The sequence below is a fragment of the Pseudopontixanthobacter vadosimaris genome, assembly GCF_012979275.1.
Lineage (GTDB): Bacteria > Pseudomonadota > Alphaproteobacteria > Sphingomonadales > Sphingomonadaceae > Pseudopontixanthobacter > Pseudopontixanthobacter vadosimaris.
Genome location: NZ_JABASZ010000036.1, coordinates 165,969 through 182,012, shown reverse-complemented (window position 1 = coordinate 182,012; position 16,044 = coordinate 165,969). Strand labels below are relative to the sequence as shown.

The 16,044-nt window shown below is 64.0% G+C and carries 14 protein-coding genes; 4 read left to right on the top strand and 10 right to left on the bottom strand.

Annotated features, from left to right (window positions below):
* Positions 1 to 5: 5 nt before the first annotated feature.
* From guaB to HG250_RS08800, 3 genes are all read right to left on the bottom strand, one after another.
* On the bottom strand, positions 6 to 1,460 hold the full coding sequence (guaB, locus tag HG250_RS08810) for an IMP dehydrogenase (RefSeq protein ID WP_170004829.1): 1,455 nt from the start codon (positions 1,458 to 1,460) through the stop codon (positions 6 to 8).
* Positions 1,461 to 1,608: 148 nt separating this feature from the next.
* The gene (locus HG250_RS08805; protein ID WP_170004733.1) at positions 1,609 to 3,066 is read right to left on the bottom strand and encodes a M28 family peptidase; all 1,458 of its coding nucleotides are present in this window, start codon (positions 3,064 to 3,066) and stop codon (positions 1,609 to 1,611) included.
* 79 nt (positions 3,067 to 3,145) lie between these two features.
* Positions 3,146 to 3,901: a 3-hydroxybutyrate dehydrogenase gene (locus HG250_RS08800; RefSeq protein ID WP_170004731.1), complete on the bottom strand. Its 756-nt coding sequence runs from the start codon at positions 3,899 to 3,901 to the stop codon at positions 3,146 to 3,148.
* A gap of 127 nt (positions 3,902 to 4,028) precedes the next feature.
* Between HG250_RS08800 and ypfJ the strand changes: the two genes are divergently transcribed.
* Positions 4,029 to 4,901, top strand: coding sequence for a KPN_02809 family neutral zinc metallopeptidase (ypfJ, locus tag HG250_RS08795; RefSeq protein WP_170004729.1), 873 nt, complete (start codon positions 4,029 to 4,031; stop codon positions 4,899 to 4,901).
* 75 nt (positions 4,902 to 4,976) lie between these two features.
* Here ypfJ and sdhA read toward each other — a convergent pair whose 3' ends face one another.
* The 3 genes from sdhA to sdhC are packed head-to-tail and all read right to left on the bottom strand — an operon-like array spanning position 4,977 to position 7,685.
* Positions 4,977 to 6,845 (bottom strand): succinate dehydrogenase flavoprotein subunit, encoded by a 1,869-nt coding sequence (gene sdhA, locus HG250_RS08790; RefSeq protein ID WP_170004727.1) that lies wholly within the window; start codon positions 6,843 to 6,845, stop codon positions 4,977 to 4,979.
* Positions 6,845 to 7,264: a succinate dehydrogenase, hydrophobic membrane anchor protein gene (gene sdhD, locus HG250_RS08785; RefSeq protein WP_240957020.1), complete on the bottom strand. Its 420-nt coding sequence runs from the start codon at positions 7,262 to 7,264 to the stop codon at positions 6,845 to 6,847. The genes sdhA and sdhD overlap by 1 nt, the downstream gene beginning before the upstream one ends.
* A 40-nt stretch (positions 7,265 to 7,304) precedes the next feature.
* Positions 7,305 to 7,685, bottom strand: a complete 381-nt coding sequence (sdhC, locus tag HG250_RS08780) for a succinate dehydrogenase, cytochrome b556 subunit (protein WP_170004725.1) — start codon at positions 7,683 to 7,685, stop codon at positions 7,305 to 7,307.
* A gap of 147 nt (positions 7,686 to 7,832) precedes the next feature.
* Here sdhC and HG250_RS08775 point away from each other — a divergent pair, with 147 nt between their 5' ends.
* Genes HG250_RS08775 through HG250_RS08765 form a run of 3 tightly spaced genes read left to right on the top strand, consistent with a single transcriptional unit; the run spans position 7,833 to position 10,114 of the window.
* Positions 7,833 to 8,543 carry an SDR family NAD(P)-dependent oxidoreductase gene (locus tag HG250_RS08775; RefSeq protein ID WP_170004723.1) on the top strand — a complete coding sequence of 237 codons (711 nt, stop codon included), beginning with the start codon at positions 7,833 to 7,835 and terminating at the stop codon, positions 8,541 to 8,543.
* Between the two features lie 6 nt (positions 8,544 to 8,549).
* On the top strand, positions 8,550 to 9,455 hold the full coding sequence (locus tag HG250_RS08770; RefSeq protein ID WP_170004721.1) for a 50S ribosomal protein L11 methyltransferase: 906 nt from the start codon (positions 8,550 to 8,552) through the stop codon (positions 9,453 to 9,455).
* A complete protein-coding gene (locus tag HG250_RS08765; RefSeq protein WP_338103891.1) occupies positions 9,428 to 10,114 on the top strand; it encodes a DUF2459 domain-containing protein in 687 nt (228 codons plus the stop codon). Before HG250_RS08770 ends, HG250_RS08765 begins: the two co-directional genes overlap by 28 nt.
* Before the next feature lie 4 nt (positions 10,115 to 10,118).
* Here HG250_RS08765 and ligA read toward each other — a convergent pair whose 3' ends face one another.
* The 4 genes from ligA to proB form a co-directional block, all read right to left on the bottom strand.
* Complete coding sequence (ligA, locus tag HG250_RS08760; RefSeq protein ID WP_170004719.1) at positions 10,119 to 12,197, bottom strand: NAD-dependent DNA ligase LigA; 2,079 nt, start codon at positions 12,195 to 12,197, stop codon at positions 10,119 to 10,121.
* Entirely contained in the window at positions 12,194 to 13,858 is a 1,665-nt protein-coding gene (gene recN, locus HG250_RS08755) for a DNA repair protein RecN (protein WP_170004717.1), read from the bottom strand. Before recN ends, ligA begins: the two co-directional genes overlap by 4 nt.
* Before the next feature lie 88 nt (positions 13,859 to 13,946).
* Positions 13,947 to 14,699, bottom strand: a complete 753-nt coding sequence (locus HG250_RS08750) for an outer membrane protein assembly factor BamD (protein ID WP_170004715.1) — start codon at positions 14,697 to 14,699, stop codon at positions 13,947 to 13,949.
* A 162-nt stretch (positions 14,700 to 14,861) separates the two neighbouring features.
* The gene (gene proB, locus HG250_RS08745) at positions 14,862 to 16,025 is read right to left on the bottom strand and encodes a glutamate 5-kinase (protein WP_338103890.1); all 1,164 of its coding nucleotides are present in this window, start codon (positions 16,023 to 16,025) and stop codon (positions 14,862 to 14,864) included.
* Between the last annotated feature and the right edge of the window lie 19 nt (positions 16,026 to 16,044).

Here is a 16,044-nt window from a genome sequence, read left to right as displayed (position 1 = left end):
GGCGGTCAGCGCGTCGGATAATTCGGTGCCTCACGCGTGATCGCCACGTCATGCACATGGCTTTCGGACAGCCCTGCGCCGGTAATCCGCACGAATTGCGCCCGTTCACGAAGGTCTTTCAGCGTTGCGGAACCGGTATAGCCCATTGCCGCCTTCACGCCGCCGACCAGCTGATGCACGACATCTTTCGCCGCGCCCTTGTAGGGCACCTGCCCCTCGATCCCTTCGGGCACGAGCTTCAGCTGCGACACGTCCTGCTGGAAATAGCGGTCCGCGCTTCCCCGCGCCATCGCGCCCACGCTGCCCATGCCGCGATAGCTCTTGTAGCTGCGGCCCTGATACAGAAAGGTTTCGCCGGGCGCTTCCTCGGTTCCGGCGAGGATCGACCCGATCATCACGCAGGATGCACCGGCGGCGAGTGCCTTGGCGGCATCGCCACTGGTTCGCAGGCCGCCATCGGCAATGACGGGCACGCCGGACCTTGCAGCTTCGTTCGCGCTGTCCATGATGGCGGTCAGCTGCGGCACCCCCACCCCGGCGACCACGCGCGTGGTGCAGATGGAACCCGGCCCAATGCCGACCTTCACCGCATCAGCCCCCGCATCGATCAACGCCCGCGTCGCCTCGGCGGTCGCTACATTGCCGGCCACGATCTGCACGGAATTTGACAGCTTCTTGGCCGCTTCCACCGCGCGGGCGACATCGCGATTATGGCCATGCGCGGTATCGATGATGACCACGTCCACTTCCGCCTCGATCAACGCCCGCGTGCGCTCCAGCCCCTTGTCGCCGACGGTGGTTGCCGCAGCCACCCGCAACCGGCCCGTCACGTCCTTGGTCGCATGCGGATAGGTTACCGCCTTTTCGATATCCTTGACCGTGATGAGGCCGATGCAGCGATAGTCCTGATCCACCACGATCAGTTTCTCGATCCGGCGCTGGTGCAGCAGCCGGCGCGCTTCCTCCTGCCCGGTGCCGAGCGGGACCGTGGCAAGGTTCTCGCTCGTCATCAATTCGCGGACCGGCTGGCCGGGATTGTCGGCGAAACGGACATCGCGATTGGTCAGGATACCCGCGAGGCGTCCGCCCCTGTCCACGACCGGGATGCCGCTGATCCGGTGCTGTGCCATGATGGCCTGCGCCTCTCCCAGGGTGGCGTCCGGGCCGATGGTGATGGGGTTCACGACCATGCCGCTCTCGAACCGCTTCACCGCGCGCACTGCGGCGCATTGTTCCTCGATCTCAAGATTGCGGTGCAGCACGCCGATGCCGCCCATCTGCGCCATCACGATGGCCATGTCGGCCTCCGTCACGGTGTCCATCGCTGCCGAGGCGATGGGAATGTTGAGGGCAATCTCGCGCGTCAGGAACGTACTCGTATCCGCCATGCTGGGCAGGATGTCGCTTTCGGCGGGCCGCAGCAGAACGTCATCGAAGGTAAGGCCGATCGGGATGTCCATGGTGCCGCTTTCCATCTTCGCATCTTTGGGGGAGGATTCGTGCCCGTCCCTTAACGATGCGGCCCGATTACCGCTAGGGGCATATCACCGGAGGGCATTGCCGCGGGGCATCACGATTCATGATGAAGCGGCGCGGGGCGGCGCGGCGCTACCCTGCCGGAACCGCAGGCCAGTGATCGGAATCGCCGAAATGGCGCACCATGGCTTCGTGCAGCAGCAGATCCTGCACCGCGCCGCCCAGTTCCAGATTCTCCGCTTCATCGGTCGGTCGATGATAATCCTCGGCCGTGTAGTCGCGAAGGGTGGCAGGATCGGCAAAGGCACTCGTCACCATAAGCGTCGGAACGCCGCCCTGCAGCAGGGCCCAGCCATCCTGCCTGCGGAGGTAGCGGCTGGCAAATTCGTCGTCGCCCCTCTGGCGACCTGCGCCGGCGATCAGACCTGCTATCGCATCGTCGAGCGGCGTGAGGCCCCTGCCAATCACCGCGACGCGTGCATCGCGGGGGGCACCTGCCACCGTGTCGAGATTGAAGGCCGCGACGATGCTGTCGAGCGGGACCGGCGGATCGCGCAGGAAGGCCTTGGCGCCGAGCAGGCCCCATTCCTCGGCCGTGGTCGCGAGAAAATAGATGTCCCGGTCCAGCACTGGCCCAGCCGCCAGCCTGCGCGCGAGTTCGGTCATCACGGCAAGACCGCTGGCATTGTCGATGGCACCGTTGCAAATTCGGTCGTTCGGCGATTGCGGCGCGCAGATGCCGAAATGATCCCAATGGGCGAGCACCAGAACCGCGCCTTTTGCCGGGTTCCTGCCCGGCAGGCGAGCCACCAGATTATGGGTCAGCACATCGGCAGGTGCCGAAACCGCCTCCAGCGTTACCGTTGCGCCGGTCTGCTGCGGCCTGAAATCCGGTGAGCCTGCTGCTGCCGATTGCCAGCGCCTCCATTTCTCGGCGCCCACGATCCGCGCCATGGCTGCCGCCGTGATAAATCCGTCCAGCCGATCCTCGCCTATGCCGTCCAGCCGGTATTCGCCCTCGTTCCGCAGCTCGGCAACCCGCGCCAGCGCCGCCGCGTCAGCCACGACCGACAACACGGCCGCAGCGCCCGCATTGAACAGCGACTGCCGCCTTTCCAGGCTTCCGGAAGCATCCGCCAGCATCACGGCCACGCGCCCGGCCAGCGCCTTCGCCGAAATTTCCCCTTCCTCTCCCACGAACAGGACCGGCGCATCGCTGGTCAGCCCACGAGTGCCGCTGGTAAAGATGCGGACCTCGTCCTCACCCACTGAGACATACCGCCCATCACGGCGGAAGACGGCCGTGCTGGACTGGGGTCTTGCCAGATTGAGGCGGACGGGTGCGAACCAAGGATTGGCGGGATCGTTCGTGCCGGATTGAAGCCCGATGGCCTGCCACTGGCGCGCGAGATAGCTCAAGGTTCTGGCCTCGCCCGGCGTACCGGGCCGGCGTCCTTCGAAAGCATCGCTGGCCAGAATGCCGATATGCCGGGCGAGCGCGGCTTCGATCTCGCTATCCGGAGCAGCGGCCTGTGCCCTGAACGACGATTGCCCTGGCGGCGCTGATGTTGCAGCGCATGCCGCAAGCATGCAGGCGAGCGCACTGCCCGACGCTGCGCGCATCAGCAGGCGAACAGCGGGTCGGCAGGCCGAGGTCCGGGCGCGAGGCTTATGCAGCGGTCCAGCCGCCGTCGATGCTGTAATTTGATCCGGTGATATTTCCCGCCTCGTCCCGGCACAGAAACGCTGCCAGCGCGCCCACTTCCTCTGGCTGCACGAACCGCTTGGTTGGCTGCCTGGCGAGCAGCACGTCGTTGATGACTTCCTCCCGGCTCAGGCCGCGGCTCTTCATCGTATCGGGAATCTGCCCTTCGACCAGCGGGGTCCAGACGTAGCCGGGACTGATGCAATTTGCCGTCACCCCGGTCTGCGCCAATTCCAGCGCCACGGTCTTCGTCAGTCCCGCCAGCCCGTGCTTGGCGGCGACATAGGCGCTCTTGAACGGCGATGCCGCAAGGGAATGCGCGCTGGCCGTGTTGATGATCCGGCCCCAGCCGCTGCGCTTCATATGCGGAACGGCGAGGCGAACGGTATGAAATGCCGCCGTCAGATTAAGCGCAATGATCGCGTCCCATTTCGCCGGGGCGAAATCCTCTATCGGAGCGACATTCTGCATGCCGGCATTGTTGACCAGAATGTCTACATCGCCTGCCTCGGCCATCAGGCTTTCCGCACCCTCGCAGGTGAGCAGATCGGCATCGATGTGCCGTGCGTCCATCTCCTTGCGCAGATCGGCTATTGCGGCCTCGTCCCCAAACCCGTTCAGAACGATATGCGCGCCCTCGCTATGCAGCGCGCGTGCGATCGCGAGTCCGATGCCCGAGGTGGAACCGGTGACGAGGGCGGTGCGCCCGGATAGGAACATATGGCACTCCAGAAGGTTCGTAACTGATCGGCTAGGGAACGCCGCAGCTCTTTGCTATGTTCCGCGGATCAGGAAAATGCAAACGACACTGCCCGCAGGATAGAAGCAGGGCAGACAGGGGGAAATCATGAGGCTCAATCCGTTCAATCCCGGCAGCGTGAACGTCAGGCGCGGCGGTGGTGGCAGAGGCGGCTTCCCCGGTGGCGGCGGCGGCAAGATCGGCTGCGGGACGCTGGTGATCGCGCTGATCGGCGCGGTCGTGTTCGGCGTCGATCCCATGCAAACCATCGGCATGGTCGAAGGGACACAGACCTCTGCGCCTGCCCGGCAGGTCAGCAACGAGAGCACCGCCGAGATCTGCGACGACAACAGCTATTCGGTCGAAAGCTGCAATGCGCTGGGTTCGCTGAACGAGACGTGGCAACCGCTGTTCCAGCAGGCCGGCATCTCCTTTTCCCAGCCGACGCTCACATTCCTGGGCGGCGGAACGGAGAATACCGGGTGCGGCATGGCATCGAGCGCCATGGGGCCGTTCTACTGCCCCGCCGACCAGGGCATCTATATAGATACCGCATTTTATGATCAGTTGAGCCGCGAATTGGGCGCGCAAGGCGATTTTGCCCGGTATTACGTCATGGCGCATGAATATGGCCACCACGTCCAGAAACTGACCGGCATGGCCGACCAGATCCGCAGCGCGCAGTCGCAGCAACCGCAAGCCGCCAACCAGTTGCAGGTTCGCATGGAATTGCAGGCCGATTGCTACGCCGGCGTATGGGCCGGACGGAATCGCAATTTGATCGAACCGGGCGATCTGGAAGAAGGGCTGACCGCCGCCAGCGCGATCGGCGACGATACGCTACAGCGCAGCGCAGGTCGCAGGGTCAATCCGGAAAGCTTCACTCATGGTTCGAGCGAGCAGCGGATGCGCTGGCTGCAGATCGGCCTGCGAACGGGTGATGAGGATCAATGCGACACCTTCGCCGATCTTCGCCAGTAAGACAGCGTGGCTGAATGAAGAAGGGCGGGAACGATATCTGCCGTTCCCGCCCTCAATCCTGCAAATATGTTCAGGTCAGTAGACCCGCTTCTTCGGCTCGATATAGTCGATGTCGTCTGTGAGCGTGTATTCATGCACGGGCCGATAGTCGATTCTGACATCGCCGCCCTTGCCGCCCCAGCCTTCGAACCAGGCGACCGTGTGCTTCATCCAGTTCGCATCGTCGCGTTCCGGATAATCCTCATGCGCGTGCGCGCCGCGGCTTTCCTTGCGGTTTTCCGCCGATGCCATCGTCACGACCGCCTGCGACATCAGATTGTCGAGCTCCAGTGTCTCGATCAGGTCGGAATTCCAGATCAGCGATTTGTCGGTGACGCTGACGTCTTCCAGTCTCTTGTTCGTGTCGCGCAGCAGCGACACGCCTTCCGCCATCAGCTTGCTGTCGCGGAACACGGCGGCGTGACGCTGCATCGTCTTCTGCATTTCGGCGCGGATCGCCGCCGTCGGCGTCCCGCCCTTGTTGAAACGGAAGTGGTCCAGCCGCTCCAGCGCCAGATCGGCGCTGTCCGACCGCAGCGAATCATGCGACGAATGCGGCTTGATCTGTTCCTTCAGGCGATGGCCGGTCGCGCGGCCGAACACCACGAGATCGATCAGCGAATTGGAGCCGAGCCGGTTGGCCCCGTGAACGGAGACGCAGGCCGCCTCGCCCACCGCGAAGAGGCCGGGCACCACGGTTTCAGGATTGCCGTCTTTCCCGATGGTGACAACCTCGCCGTGATAATTGGTCGGTATGCCGCCCATGTTGTAATGCACGGTCGGCGTCACCGGCAGCGGCTGGCGCGTCAGATCGACACCTGCGAAAATCTTCCCGCTTTCGGTAATGCCCGGCAGCCTGTCGGCCAGCACCTTGGGATCGATGTGATCGAGATGCAGGTAGATATGGTCGTTTTCAGCCCCGACGCCGCGCCCTTCGCGCATTTCCAGCGCCATGGAGCGCGACACGACATCGCGGCTGGCGAGATCTTTTGCCGAGGGAGCATAGCGTTCCATGAACCGCTCGCCTTCGGAATTGGTCAGGTAACCGCCCTCGCCCCGCGCACCTTCCGTGATGAGGACACCCGCGCCGTAGATACCGGTCGGGTGGAACTGGACGAATTCCATGTCCTGCAGCGGCAGACCGGCGCGCAGGACCATGCCGCCCCCATCGCCGGTGCAGGTATGCGCGCTGGTTGCCGTGTAATAGCAGCGGCCGTAGCCGCCCGTCGCCAGCACGACCGAATGTGCACGGAAGCGGTGGATCGAACCATCGTCCATGCACAAGGCGATCACGCCGCGGCAGCGCCCGTCTTCCATGATGAGGTCGATGGCGAAATATTCGATGAAGAAATCCGCGTCGTATTTCAGGCTCTGCTGATACAGGGCATGCAGCATGGCATGGCCCGTACGGTCGGCGGCGGCGCAGGTGCGCTGCACCGGCGGCCCTTCGCCCATGTTCTGCATATGGCCGCCGAAGGGGCGCTGATAAATCGTGCCGTTTTCATTGCGGGAAAACGGAACGCCGGCATGTTCCAGCTCGTAAACGGCTTGCGGGGCCTCGCGCACCAGATATTCGATGGCATCCTGATCGCCCAGCCAGTCGGAGCCCTTGACGGTGTCGTACATGTGCCAGGACCAGTGGTCGGGCGTGTTGTTGCCAAGGCTGGCGGCGATACCGCCCTGTGCCGCGACGGTATGCGACCGGGTCGGGAAGACCTTGGAGATATTGGCGGTCTTCAACCCGGCTTCGGCGCTGCCCATCGTGGCGCGCAGGCCTGAACCGCCCGCGCCGACCACGACCACGTCATAGGTATGGTCGACGATGGCGTAGTCAGGCTGGTTCGTGCCGCCGTTCTTGAAATCCTTGGGAGTGGTTCCGGGTGTCTGGGGGGAAGGATTGGCCATCAGAGAGTTCCTGCAAGCGCGATGCGGGCGATGCTGAACAGGCCGAAACCGGCACCCGCGATGATAGCGATATTGAGCAGCGCCTTGGCTGCGAATTTGTTGCCGGCATCATCGACATAATCCTCGATCAGCACGGAAAGCCCGAGGCGCGCGTGCCAGAACGTCGAAACGATCAGCAGGGCGAGAGCGAATGCCGGCAGCAGATCGGACAGCCATGCGTGCACGGTCAGATAGGAATAATCAGGCAGCAGGATGAAGGAGATCAGCAGGAACGAGACCGCCATCAGATTGCCGATTGCGGTGAAGCGTTGCTGCAACCAGTGGCCCGCGCCTTCATGCGCAGCACCAAGGCCGCGGACATTGCCGATCGCCGTGCCCTTGGCACCGGCATTCTGGAGCGGGGAATTCCTGTCCATCATCTTTTCCTTAAACTCAGGTATATCATGAGGCGGCAGCGGATCAGGTCAGCAGGATCGCCACCCAGAACAGGATTGTCAGGGCAACGCCGATGATCGGTGTGGCCACGGACCACCTGCGGTTCGTTTCAAGTTCGTACCCCGCGCCAAGATCGAGAACGAAATGACGGATTCCCGAAGCCGCATGATTGAAGAACGCCCAGGAAATGAGAACCAGCACGATGATGCCGACAGGCGATCCCATCACGGCGAGAAAATCGGCATAGGCGAGCGGGCCGGACGCCAGCGACCCGAGCCACCACAGCAGGATTCCGAAGCCGACCGTCGCCATGCCATCGCCGGTCACGCGGTGGAGGATGGACACCAGCATGTGCGGGCCCCATTTCCAGATCGAGAGATGCGGGGAGAGCGGCCGTCCTGCCATCGTTGTTATCCTGCCTGTCAAATGCTTTGCGAGATCGTCGTCTGTGGGCCTCTTAGCGCAATGGAAATATGAGGCAAGCCGCAGCTTACAAGCGGCACGCCGCAAGAATGCTCGACATAGTGCGGCAAAATCCCGATGGTGCGCGGCATGAAAACCATTCTACTCACCGGATCGAGCCGCGGTATCGGTGCCGCAAGCCGTAAGGCACTGGAGACGCGCGGCGCCCGGGTCATCGGCCACGGGACGAAGCCGGCAGACCAGCAAACCCTAGCGGCAGATTTCACCGAAATGGATGCGCCTGACGAGCTATGGGCCGCGGCCTTGCAGCGCGCCGGAGGGCGCCTGGACATATTGGTCAACAATGCCGGGCTGTTCCGCCCCAACCCGATCGAGGCGACAGATGCCGACTGGCTGAATGCCTGGGAGGAAACGCTGCGGATCAACCTGACGGCCAGCGCCCGGCTTTGCCGACTCGCCATCCGCCACTGGCAGGACCGCGGCATTTCCGGCCGCATCGTCCATGTCGCCAGCCGGGCCGGACATCGCGGCGATTCGCCGGCCCACTGGCATTATGCGGCATCCAAGGGCGGCATGCTCGCCCTGCACAAGACCATCGCCCGCGCCTATGCCGGCCAGAATATCACCAGCTTCGCCGTGGCGCCCGGTTTCACCGACACCGCGATGGCCGGCGATTATCTGGAAAGCAGGGGCGGCCCGGCGCTGCTGGCAGACATTCCCCTTGGCCGCGTGGCCGAACCGGAGGAGATCGCCGGCATCATCACCTTCTGCGCGCTGGACGCACCCGCCAGCATGACCGGCGCGACCCTGGACGTGAACGGCGCCAGCCATGTCCGCTGACCGATCATGAGCTGGAAGATCGTGGCACGCGCCGGGAAGAGAGCGGTTCAGGCCGCCTTGTTGCGGCACGAGGAGCTGGACGACTGGGACGCCGAGATCGTGCTTTCAGGCCATGAGCGGGCCGAAGATACGCCGCTGGAATGGGTGCTGGAGGCCTATCTGCCGCGCAAGCCCCGCCGCGCCGATCTGACTGCCGTCGCCGCCCTGTTCGGCGATCCGAAGCCGCAGGTGACGAGCGAGAGGATAGCCGAACAGGACTGGGTTACGGTCAGCCAGCAGGCCGCGCCGCCGATACAGGCGGGCCGCTTCGTCGTGCGCACGCCCGACTATCCCGGCAGTGGTCAGCACGGCACTGTCGAGTTCGTCATCCCGGCAAGCCAGGCGTTCGGCACCGGGCAGCACGAGACGACGGCGGGGTGCCTCGCAATGCTCGACGGCATGAAGCGCAACGGCGTCATCGTGCGGAACGCCATCGATATCGGCACGGGCACCGGGCTGCTCGGCTTCGCAGCCATGGCGCTGTGGCCGCGCGCATTTTCGACAGCGAGCGATATCGACCCGATCTGCGAGCATGTAGTGCGTGACAATGCGGCGCTGAACGGGGTGCCGCTGGGCACGAGGGCCGGCACGATGATGGTGTTGACCGCGTCCGGGCTCGACCATCCGGCGCTGCGCGTGCGTGCGCCTTACGATCTCGTCATTGCGAACATCCTTGCCGGGCCGCTGGTCGAACTCGCGCCCGAAATCGCAGACGCCATGGCTCCGTCCGGGCATCTGCTGCTTGCCGGCCTGTTGCAGACGCAGGAACTGGCCGTGCGCCGGGCCTATCGCCGAGCCGGGTTTCGCCTCGCCGCGCGTATCATCAACGGTGACTGGTCGATCCTGTGGCTCCGAAAACGCAATCTGCCCTGAAGGCCATAGGGACGGCCTTGCGGTGGAGCGCCCTGACCGCGCTGGGTGTGACGATGCTGTTCCTGCTGGCGGCATGGATGGGATCGACCATTCCGCGCAATCCGGACTGGCAGGAGCCGGCGGATGGGGTCGACATCATGGTGGAAACCAACGGCGTGCACACGGCCATCGTCATGCCATTGATTACGCAGCAGAAGGACTGGCGGCAGGACTTCCCCGCCTCCGACCTTCAGCGACCCGGCGCACCATATACGCATGTGTCGGTAAGCTGGGGGGAGCGAGACATTTTCCTGAACACGCCGGAATGGCAGGATCTGCGCCTGACCACCGCCCTGAATGCGCTGTCGGGTGGCGAGGGCCTGCTTCATGTAGCGCATTACGTCCGGCCTGCACCCGGACCGGATAATCGGATCATCCGGATCAGCGAAGCGGAATACCGGCTGCTGGTCAGGCATGTGGAGCGGCAGATACGGCCCGATGCAATGCGCGTGGTTCACCCCGGATATGCCGATTACGACGTGTTTTACGACGCGCCCGGTACCTATCATATCGGCAACAGCTGCAACCAGTGGACCAGCGACACTCTGGCAGCCGCAGGCATACGAGTCGGTTTGTGGACGCCCTTTGCAGGCGGTATCATGAAATGGGTGCCGCGCTAGGCGATCAGGCGCTTTTGCCGCTGGCCTCGGCCACCATCGCCACCCACCCGGCTTCATCCATGGTGGCGATGCCGAGGTCCTGCGCCTTTTTCAGCTTCGATCCCGCTCCCGGTCCGGCAACCACGAGGTCGGTTTTCGCGCTGACCGTGCCCGCCGCCTTTGCGCCCAGCTTTTCGGCCTGGGCTTTCGCCTCGTCGCGGCTGATCGTCTCCAGCTTGCCCGTGAACACGACCGTTTTGCCCGAAACAGGGCTTTCGAGCGTGGCGACCTCGAATATCGGCGGGTCGAGTTCCGTCAGCAGATCGTTCCACACTGCGACATTATGGTCTTCGTGGAAGAAGTCGCCAAGCGCTTCCACCACGGCAGGGCCGACGCCGTCGATGGAAGTCAGGGCAGCGATCGCATCCTCGCTCCCGGCACGCGCTTTCTGCGCCGTATCGCGCAGGGCCGGCAAGGTATGGAAATGCCGCAGCAAATCGCGCGCGGTGACGATGCCGATGTGCCGGATGCCAAGGCCGAACAGCAGCCGCGCCGCATCGGGACGGCGGCGTGCTTCCACAGAAGCCAACAGTTTTTCCACAGACTTTTCCTGCCATCCATCCAGCGCGAGAATGTCGGCGCGCCTGTCCTTCAGGCGGAATATGTCGGCCGGGCTGCCCAGCCATCCCAGCGCGAAGAACTGGTCTATCGTCTTTTCCCCCAGCCCGTCGATATCGAGCGCACCGCGGCTGACGAAATGCTTCAGCCTCTCGGTCCGCTGGGCGGGACAGACCAGCCCGCCGGTGCAGCGGATATCGACCTCGCCTTCCTCCGCCACGGCCTCGCTGCCGCATTCCGGGCAATGATCGGGGAAAGCGAAGGCGGGCCGCCTGACATCAGGGCTGAGATTGGCGACGAGCTGCGGAATGACATCTCCGGCACGCTGGACCTGCACCCTGTCGCCGGGCCGAACGCCCAGACGCTCGATCTCGTCGCGATTGTGCAGCGTGACATTCGTGACGGTGACGCCGCCCACCAGCACCGGGGCAAGCCGCCCCACCGGCGTCAGCTTGCCCGTCCGCCCGACCTGAATGTCGATGGCCTCCAGCGTCGTTTCCGCGCGTTCGGCCGGAAATTTGCGCGCCAGCGCCCAGCGCGGCGCTTTCGCCACGAAACCGAGCCGCGCCTGCCAGTCCAGCCGATCGACCTTGAAGACGACTCCGTCGATCTCATATGCGAGCGCAGCCCGGCGCTCGGCCATATCGGCGAAGGCGCGCAACATCTCCTGAGGGCCGGAACATGGCACGAGATCGGGCGAGACGGGAAATCCCCAGCCTGCGATCTTCTGCATCATCGCGAATTGCGTTTCGGCGGGCAACTCGCTCGCCGCGCCCCAGCCATGCGCCCAGAACCGCAAGGGGCGTCTTGCCGTGACGGCTGCATCCTTCTGCCGCAGCGATCCTGCAGCGGCATTGCGCGGATTGGCGAAAATCTTTTCTCCCGCCGCTTCCTGCGCGGCATTCATCGCGGCGAAAGCGGCAGTTTCCATGTAGATCTCGCCGCGCACTTCGAAAATTTCGGGCACATCGCCTGCAATCTGCTGCGGGATATCGGCAATCGACGCGACATTGGCGGTGACATTCTCTCCCACCTGGCCATCGCCGCGCGTGGCCGCCATGGCCAACCGCCCGTGCTCATAGCGCAGCGAGCAGGAAAGGCCGTCGATCTTGTCCTCCGCCGTAAAGGAGAGAGGCTCGCCATCGTCCAGCGCCAGGAAGCGCCGCACCCTCGCCACGAAGTCGAGCACCTCTTCATCGGTAAATGCATTGTCGAGGCTCATCATCCGCACTGCATGCGGCACTTTCGACAGCGGCGAGGCGGCGATATCATGTCCCACCGCAGCCGACGGCGAATCGGCACGGACCAGATGCGGAAAGGCTTGCTCCAGCGCGTGATTGCGGCGGGTCAGCGCATCATATTCCTGATCGCTGATCTCGGGCGCGTCCTCGGCATGATAGAGCCGGTCGTGCCGCGCGATCTGCCGCGCCAGCCGCATCAGTTCATTGGCGGCTTCCGCTTCGTCCAGATCTGCGACGCGCTTCATGCCCGCTCCAGCAGCCGATCCGCCTGCGCGCGGGCTTCCGTGGTGATTTCCGCCCCCGACAGCATCCGGGCGATCTCTTCCTTGCGGCCCGCATCGTCGAGCGCCGCCACCGATGTTCGCGTGACCGTTCCGGTGGATGATTTGGCGATGACGTAATGCTGTGCGCCGCGCGCAGCTACTTGCGGGCTATGCGTGACGGCAAGCAATTGCCCGCCCGAGGCGAGCCGCGCCAGCCGTTCGCCGATGGCGCTTGCCACGGCACCGCCGACTCCGCGGTCGATTTCGTCGAAAATCACGGTAGCGGCCCCGCCCTGCTCCGCCAGGGCGACTTTCAGCGCGAGGATGAAACGCGACAATTCGCCGCCACTGGCGATCTTGCCTAGCGGCGCAAAATCCGCCCCCGGATTGGTTGCGATCAGGAATTCCACACTGTCCATGCCGTCAGGGCCCCAGCGTTCTGGCGGCAATTCGGTAATTTCGGTCCGGAAACGGGCAGCGTCGAGCTTCAGCGGCGCCAGTTCGGCAGCGACCGCCCTGTCCAGCCGTTTGGCTGCTGCAACGCGCCTGTCGTGGAGCCTGGCGGCCTTGCTGCGGTAATCCTCATGCGCGGCCTGCGCCGCTTGTTCGAGGGCGCCGAGCCCCGCTTCTCCGCTCTCGATCGCGTCCAGCTTGCCGCGCATCGCACGCATCCGCGCCGGCAGATCGTCGACCTGACAGTCGTGTTTACGGGCCAGAGCACGTAATTCGAACAGCCGTGTCTCGATCCGGTCGAGTTCCGCCGGTTCAAACTCCAGCGCCTCTGCCGCCGCCGCCAGCTTTTCCTCCGCCTCGCCTGCTTCGATCACGGCCCTGTCCAGCGCCGCCAGCGCATCTGCCAGCAGGGCATGCTCCGCTGCAATCCGGTCGAGCCGCCGCGCAGCACCGCGCATGGTCGCCAGCGCCGAATCGGAACCGTCCCATAAATGGCGTAAGTCCTCCAGATCGCCGGACAGCTTTTCGCCCTTCTGCATGTCGGCACGGCGCAGGGCGAGCGTCTCTTCCTCCCCCTCCACCGGTTCGAGCCTGGTCAGTTCCTCGAGATGGGCGAGCAGCAGATCCTGGTCGGCACGGGCCTGATCCATATCCGCCCGCGCCGCATCGAGCGCGGCCTGAGCGCCGCGCCATTCGCGATAGGCGCCCTCCACCCGCGCGACATCGGAACCTGCGAAGCGGTCCAGCAGGATCCGGTGGCCCCGTGGATTGACGAGGCCGCGATCGTCATGCTGCCCGTGCAGTTCGACCAGGGCGCCCGCCATGTCTCGCAGCAGGGCCACGCCCACCGGCTGATCGTTCACGAAGGCCTTGCTGCCGCCATCGGCCTTCATCTGGCGCCGCAGGATGATCGGCTCGCCCGGTTCGACGTCGATATCCGCCTCGTCGAGAACGGAGGAAATCGCCGGCGGCAGGATGGCGAATTCGAACGCGGCGGTGACGCTTGCCTTTTCCGCACCGGCCCTGACAAGGCCGGTTTCGGCGCGATTGCCGAGTACGAGACCGAGCGCATCCAGCAGGATGGACTTGCCCGCACCGGTTTCCCCGGTCAGCACGCCCAGCCCGCGCGTGAAGGCGAGGTCGAGCGCCTCGATCAGGACAATGTTGCGGATGGAAAGCCGGGTGAGCATCGCCGCCGCTGTCTAGCGCAGCTTACAGCGCGCGTCACCGTCTGTCGTCATGCAATCAGACCGGGTGCGCGGCAGCATCGAACCGCATTCAGCCGCCGATCAGGGTCGGCGCCTCGTCCTGCACCAGTTCATAGGCCTTCTCGTACCATTTGTTGCCCGGATAATTGGTGCCCAGCACGGCGGCATATTTCTTCGCCTCGGCCGGAATACCAAGCGCGAGGCTGGTTTCGGTGAGGCGATAGAGCGCTTCGGGCGCATGGCTGGTGGTCTGGAAATTCTCGACAACGTTCTGGAAACGGATCTGCGCCGCAGTCCAGCGCCCGGCCCTTTCGTAATAGCGGCCGATCTCCATCTCCTTGCCCGCAAGATGGTCTTCGACGAGATCGAGCTTCAGCCGCGCATCGGCGGCATATTCGGTCGTCGGAAAGCGGCGATCGACTTCGCGCAATGCCGTCCGCGCTTGCTCCGTCACCCGCTGGTCGCGGGTAACGTCGCTGATCTGTTCGTAATAGGACAAGGCGATCAGATAATAGGCGTAAGGCGCATCCTTGTTGCCGGGATGGATCGACAGGAAGCGCTGCGCGCTCTGGATCGCCTTGTTGTAATCCCGGTTGGAATAATAAGCGAAGGCACTCATCAACTGCGCGCGGCGGGCCCAGGGCGAATAGGGGTGCTGACGCTCCACCTCGTCGAACAGGGCAGCGGCGAGCGGGGCGTTGCCGGTATCGAGGCGGCGCTTCGCCTCGCCATACAGAGTTTCGACATCGCGCGCGACATAGGCAGTGTCGCGTTCCGCCGATCCCGAACTGCATCCGCCCAGCAGCAGGGAAGCCGCTGCCATGCTCAGGACCGCGCGACCCGCTGCCGTGCGGAATGCGGCAGTGCGGCTGAACGAAGGGCGGGCGGAAGAACGCGATGTGATCTGCATGCGCCGCCTATAGCCCTGCCCGTGCTGAACGCAAAGTGAAGTTGCGCCGGGCCTTGGGACCGGAGAGAAGCGGGTTCAGGGAAGCCCGCCTTCGTTCTTCATGAATCCATCCGGCGCCTGCCAGGTGAGATGCTTCTCTTCCAGCAGGACGAGATTTTCAGGTCGCACCAGTTCCGCATGCGTCTTGTAGCCGAGCAATTGTTCGGCCTCGACATCCAGATTGTTGATGAGGGTGCGGGCTTCTTCCGAAGTATATTCGGTCAGGCCGCGTGCGAGTTCCGTTCCGTTGCGGTCATAGATGTGCAGCACGTCGCCGCGGGTGTAATCACCGTCCAGCGAGACGACATCCTGACGGCGAACGCCCGATCCCTCGCTCAGGGATTTTACCGAATCATTGGATATGACGATGCTGCCGGCCATCTGCAGACGATCCGCAAGCCATGTCGTCCAGACCGAACCCGGATTTTCGAAGGCAAGGCACTTCGTACATTTGCGAGTGCCGCGAATGACGGACACCAGCGGGTTTTCCACCTCCCCATTGGCGATAAAGGTCGTGCAGCCGGCATTCTGCGCCATGTTGGCCGCCAGCAATTTCGTCAGCATTCCGCCGGTGCCCAGCGTGCTCTTGCCCTTCGTCGCCTCGAGATATTTGCTCACATCGGACACTTCCTCGATCAGTGTGGCGCCGGGCTGGTCGGGGTGGCGGTCGTAAAGACCGTCCACTTCGGTCAGGATGACGAAATCGTCCGCCTCCACCATCTGCGCGATCTTGGCTGCCAGGCGGTCATTGTCGCCGACCCGGATCTCTTCCGTCGTGATGGTGTCGTTCTCGTTCACGATCGGCACGATCCCGGACCGCAGCAGGCGGTGTATGGTATTCTTGGTGTTCAGGAACCGGCGGTGATCCTCGAAATCGCCCAGCGTCAGCAGGATCTGCGCGATATCGAATCCATATTCATGCGCGATCTGTTTGTACGCATTGAGCAGCAGGGGCATTCCGCAAGCAGCGGCAGCCTGCTTGTCGGCAAGGCCGGCGTCCTGCGGAGTCGCGCCGACGATGTTGAGGCCCAGCGCGACCGATCCCGAACTGCAGATGATGACTTCATATCCTTCGCTGCGCAGGGTGGCGATATCGGACAGCAGGCGTTGCAGGAATCCGAACCGGGGTGTCAGCAGCTCGGAATTGGCAAGCAGGCTTGAGCCGATCTTGACGACGAGACGCTTCTTCTTGTTCGGCACGCGGTATCCTTTCTGGCGC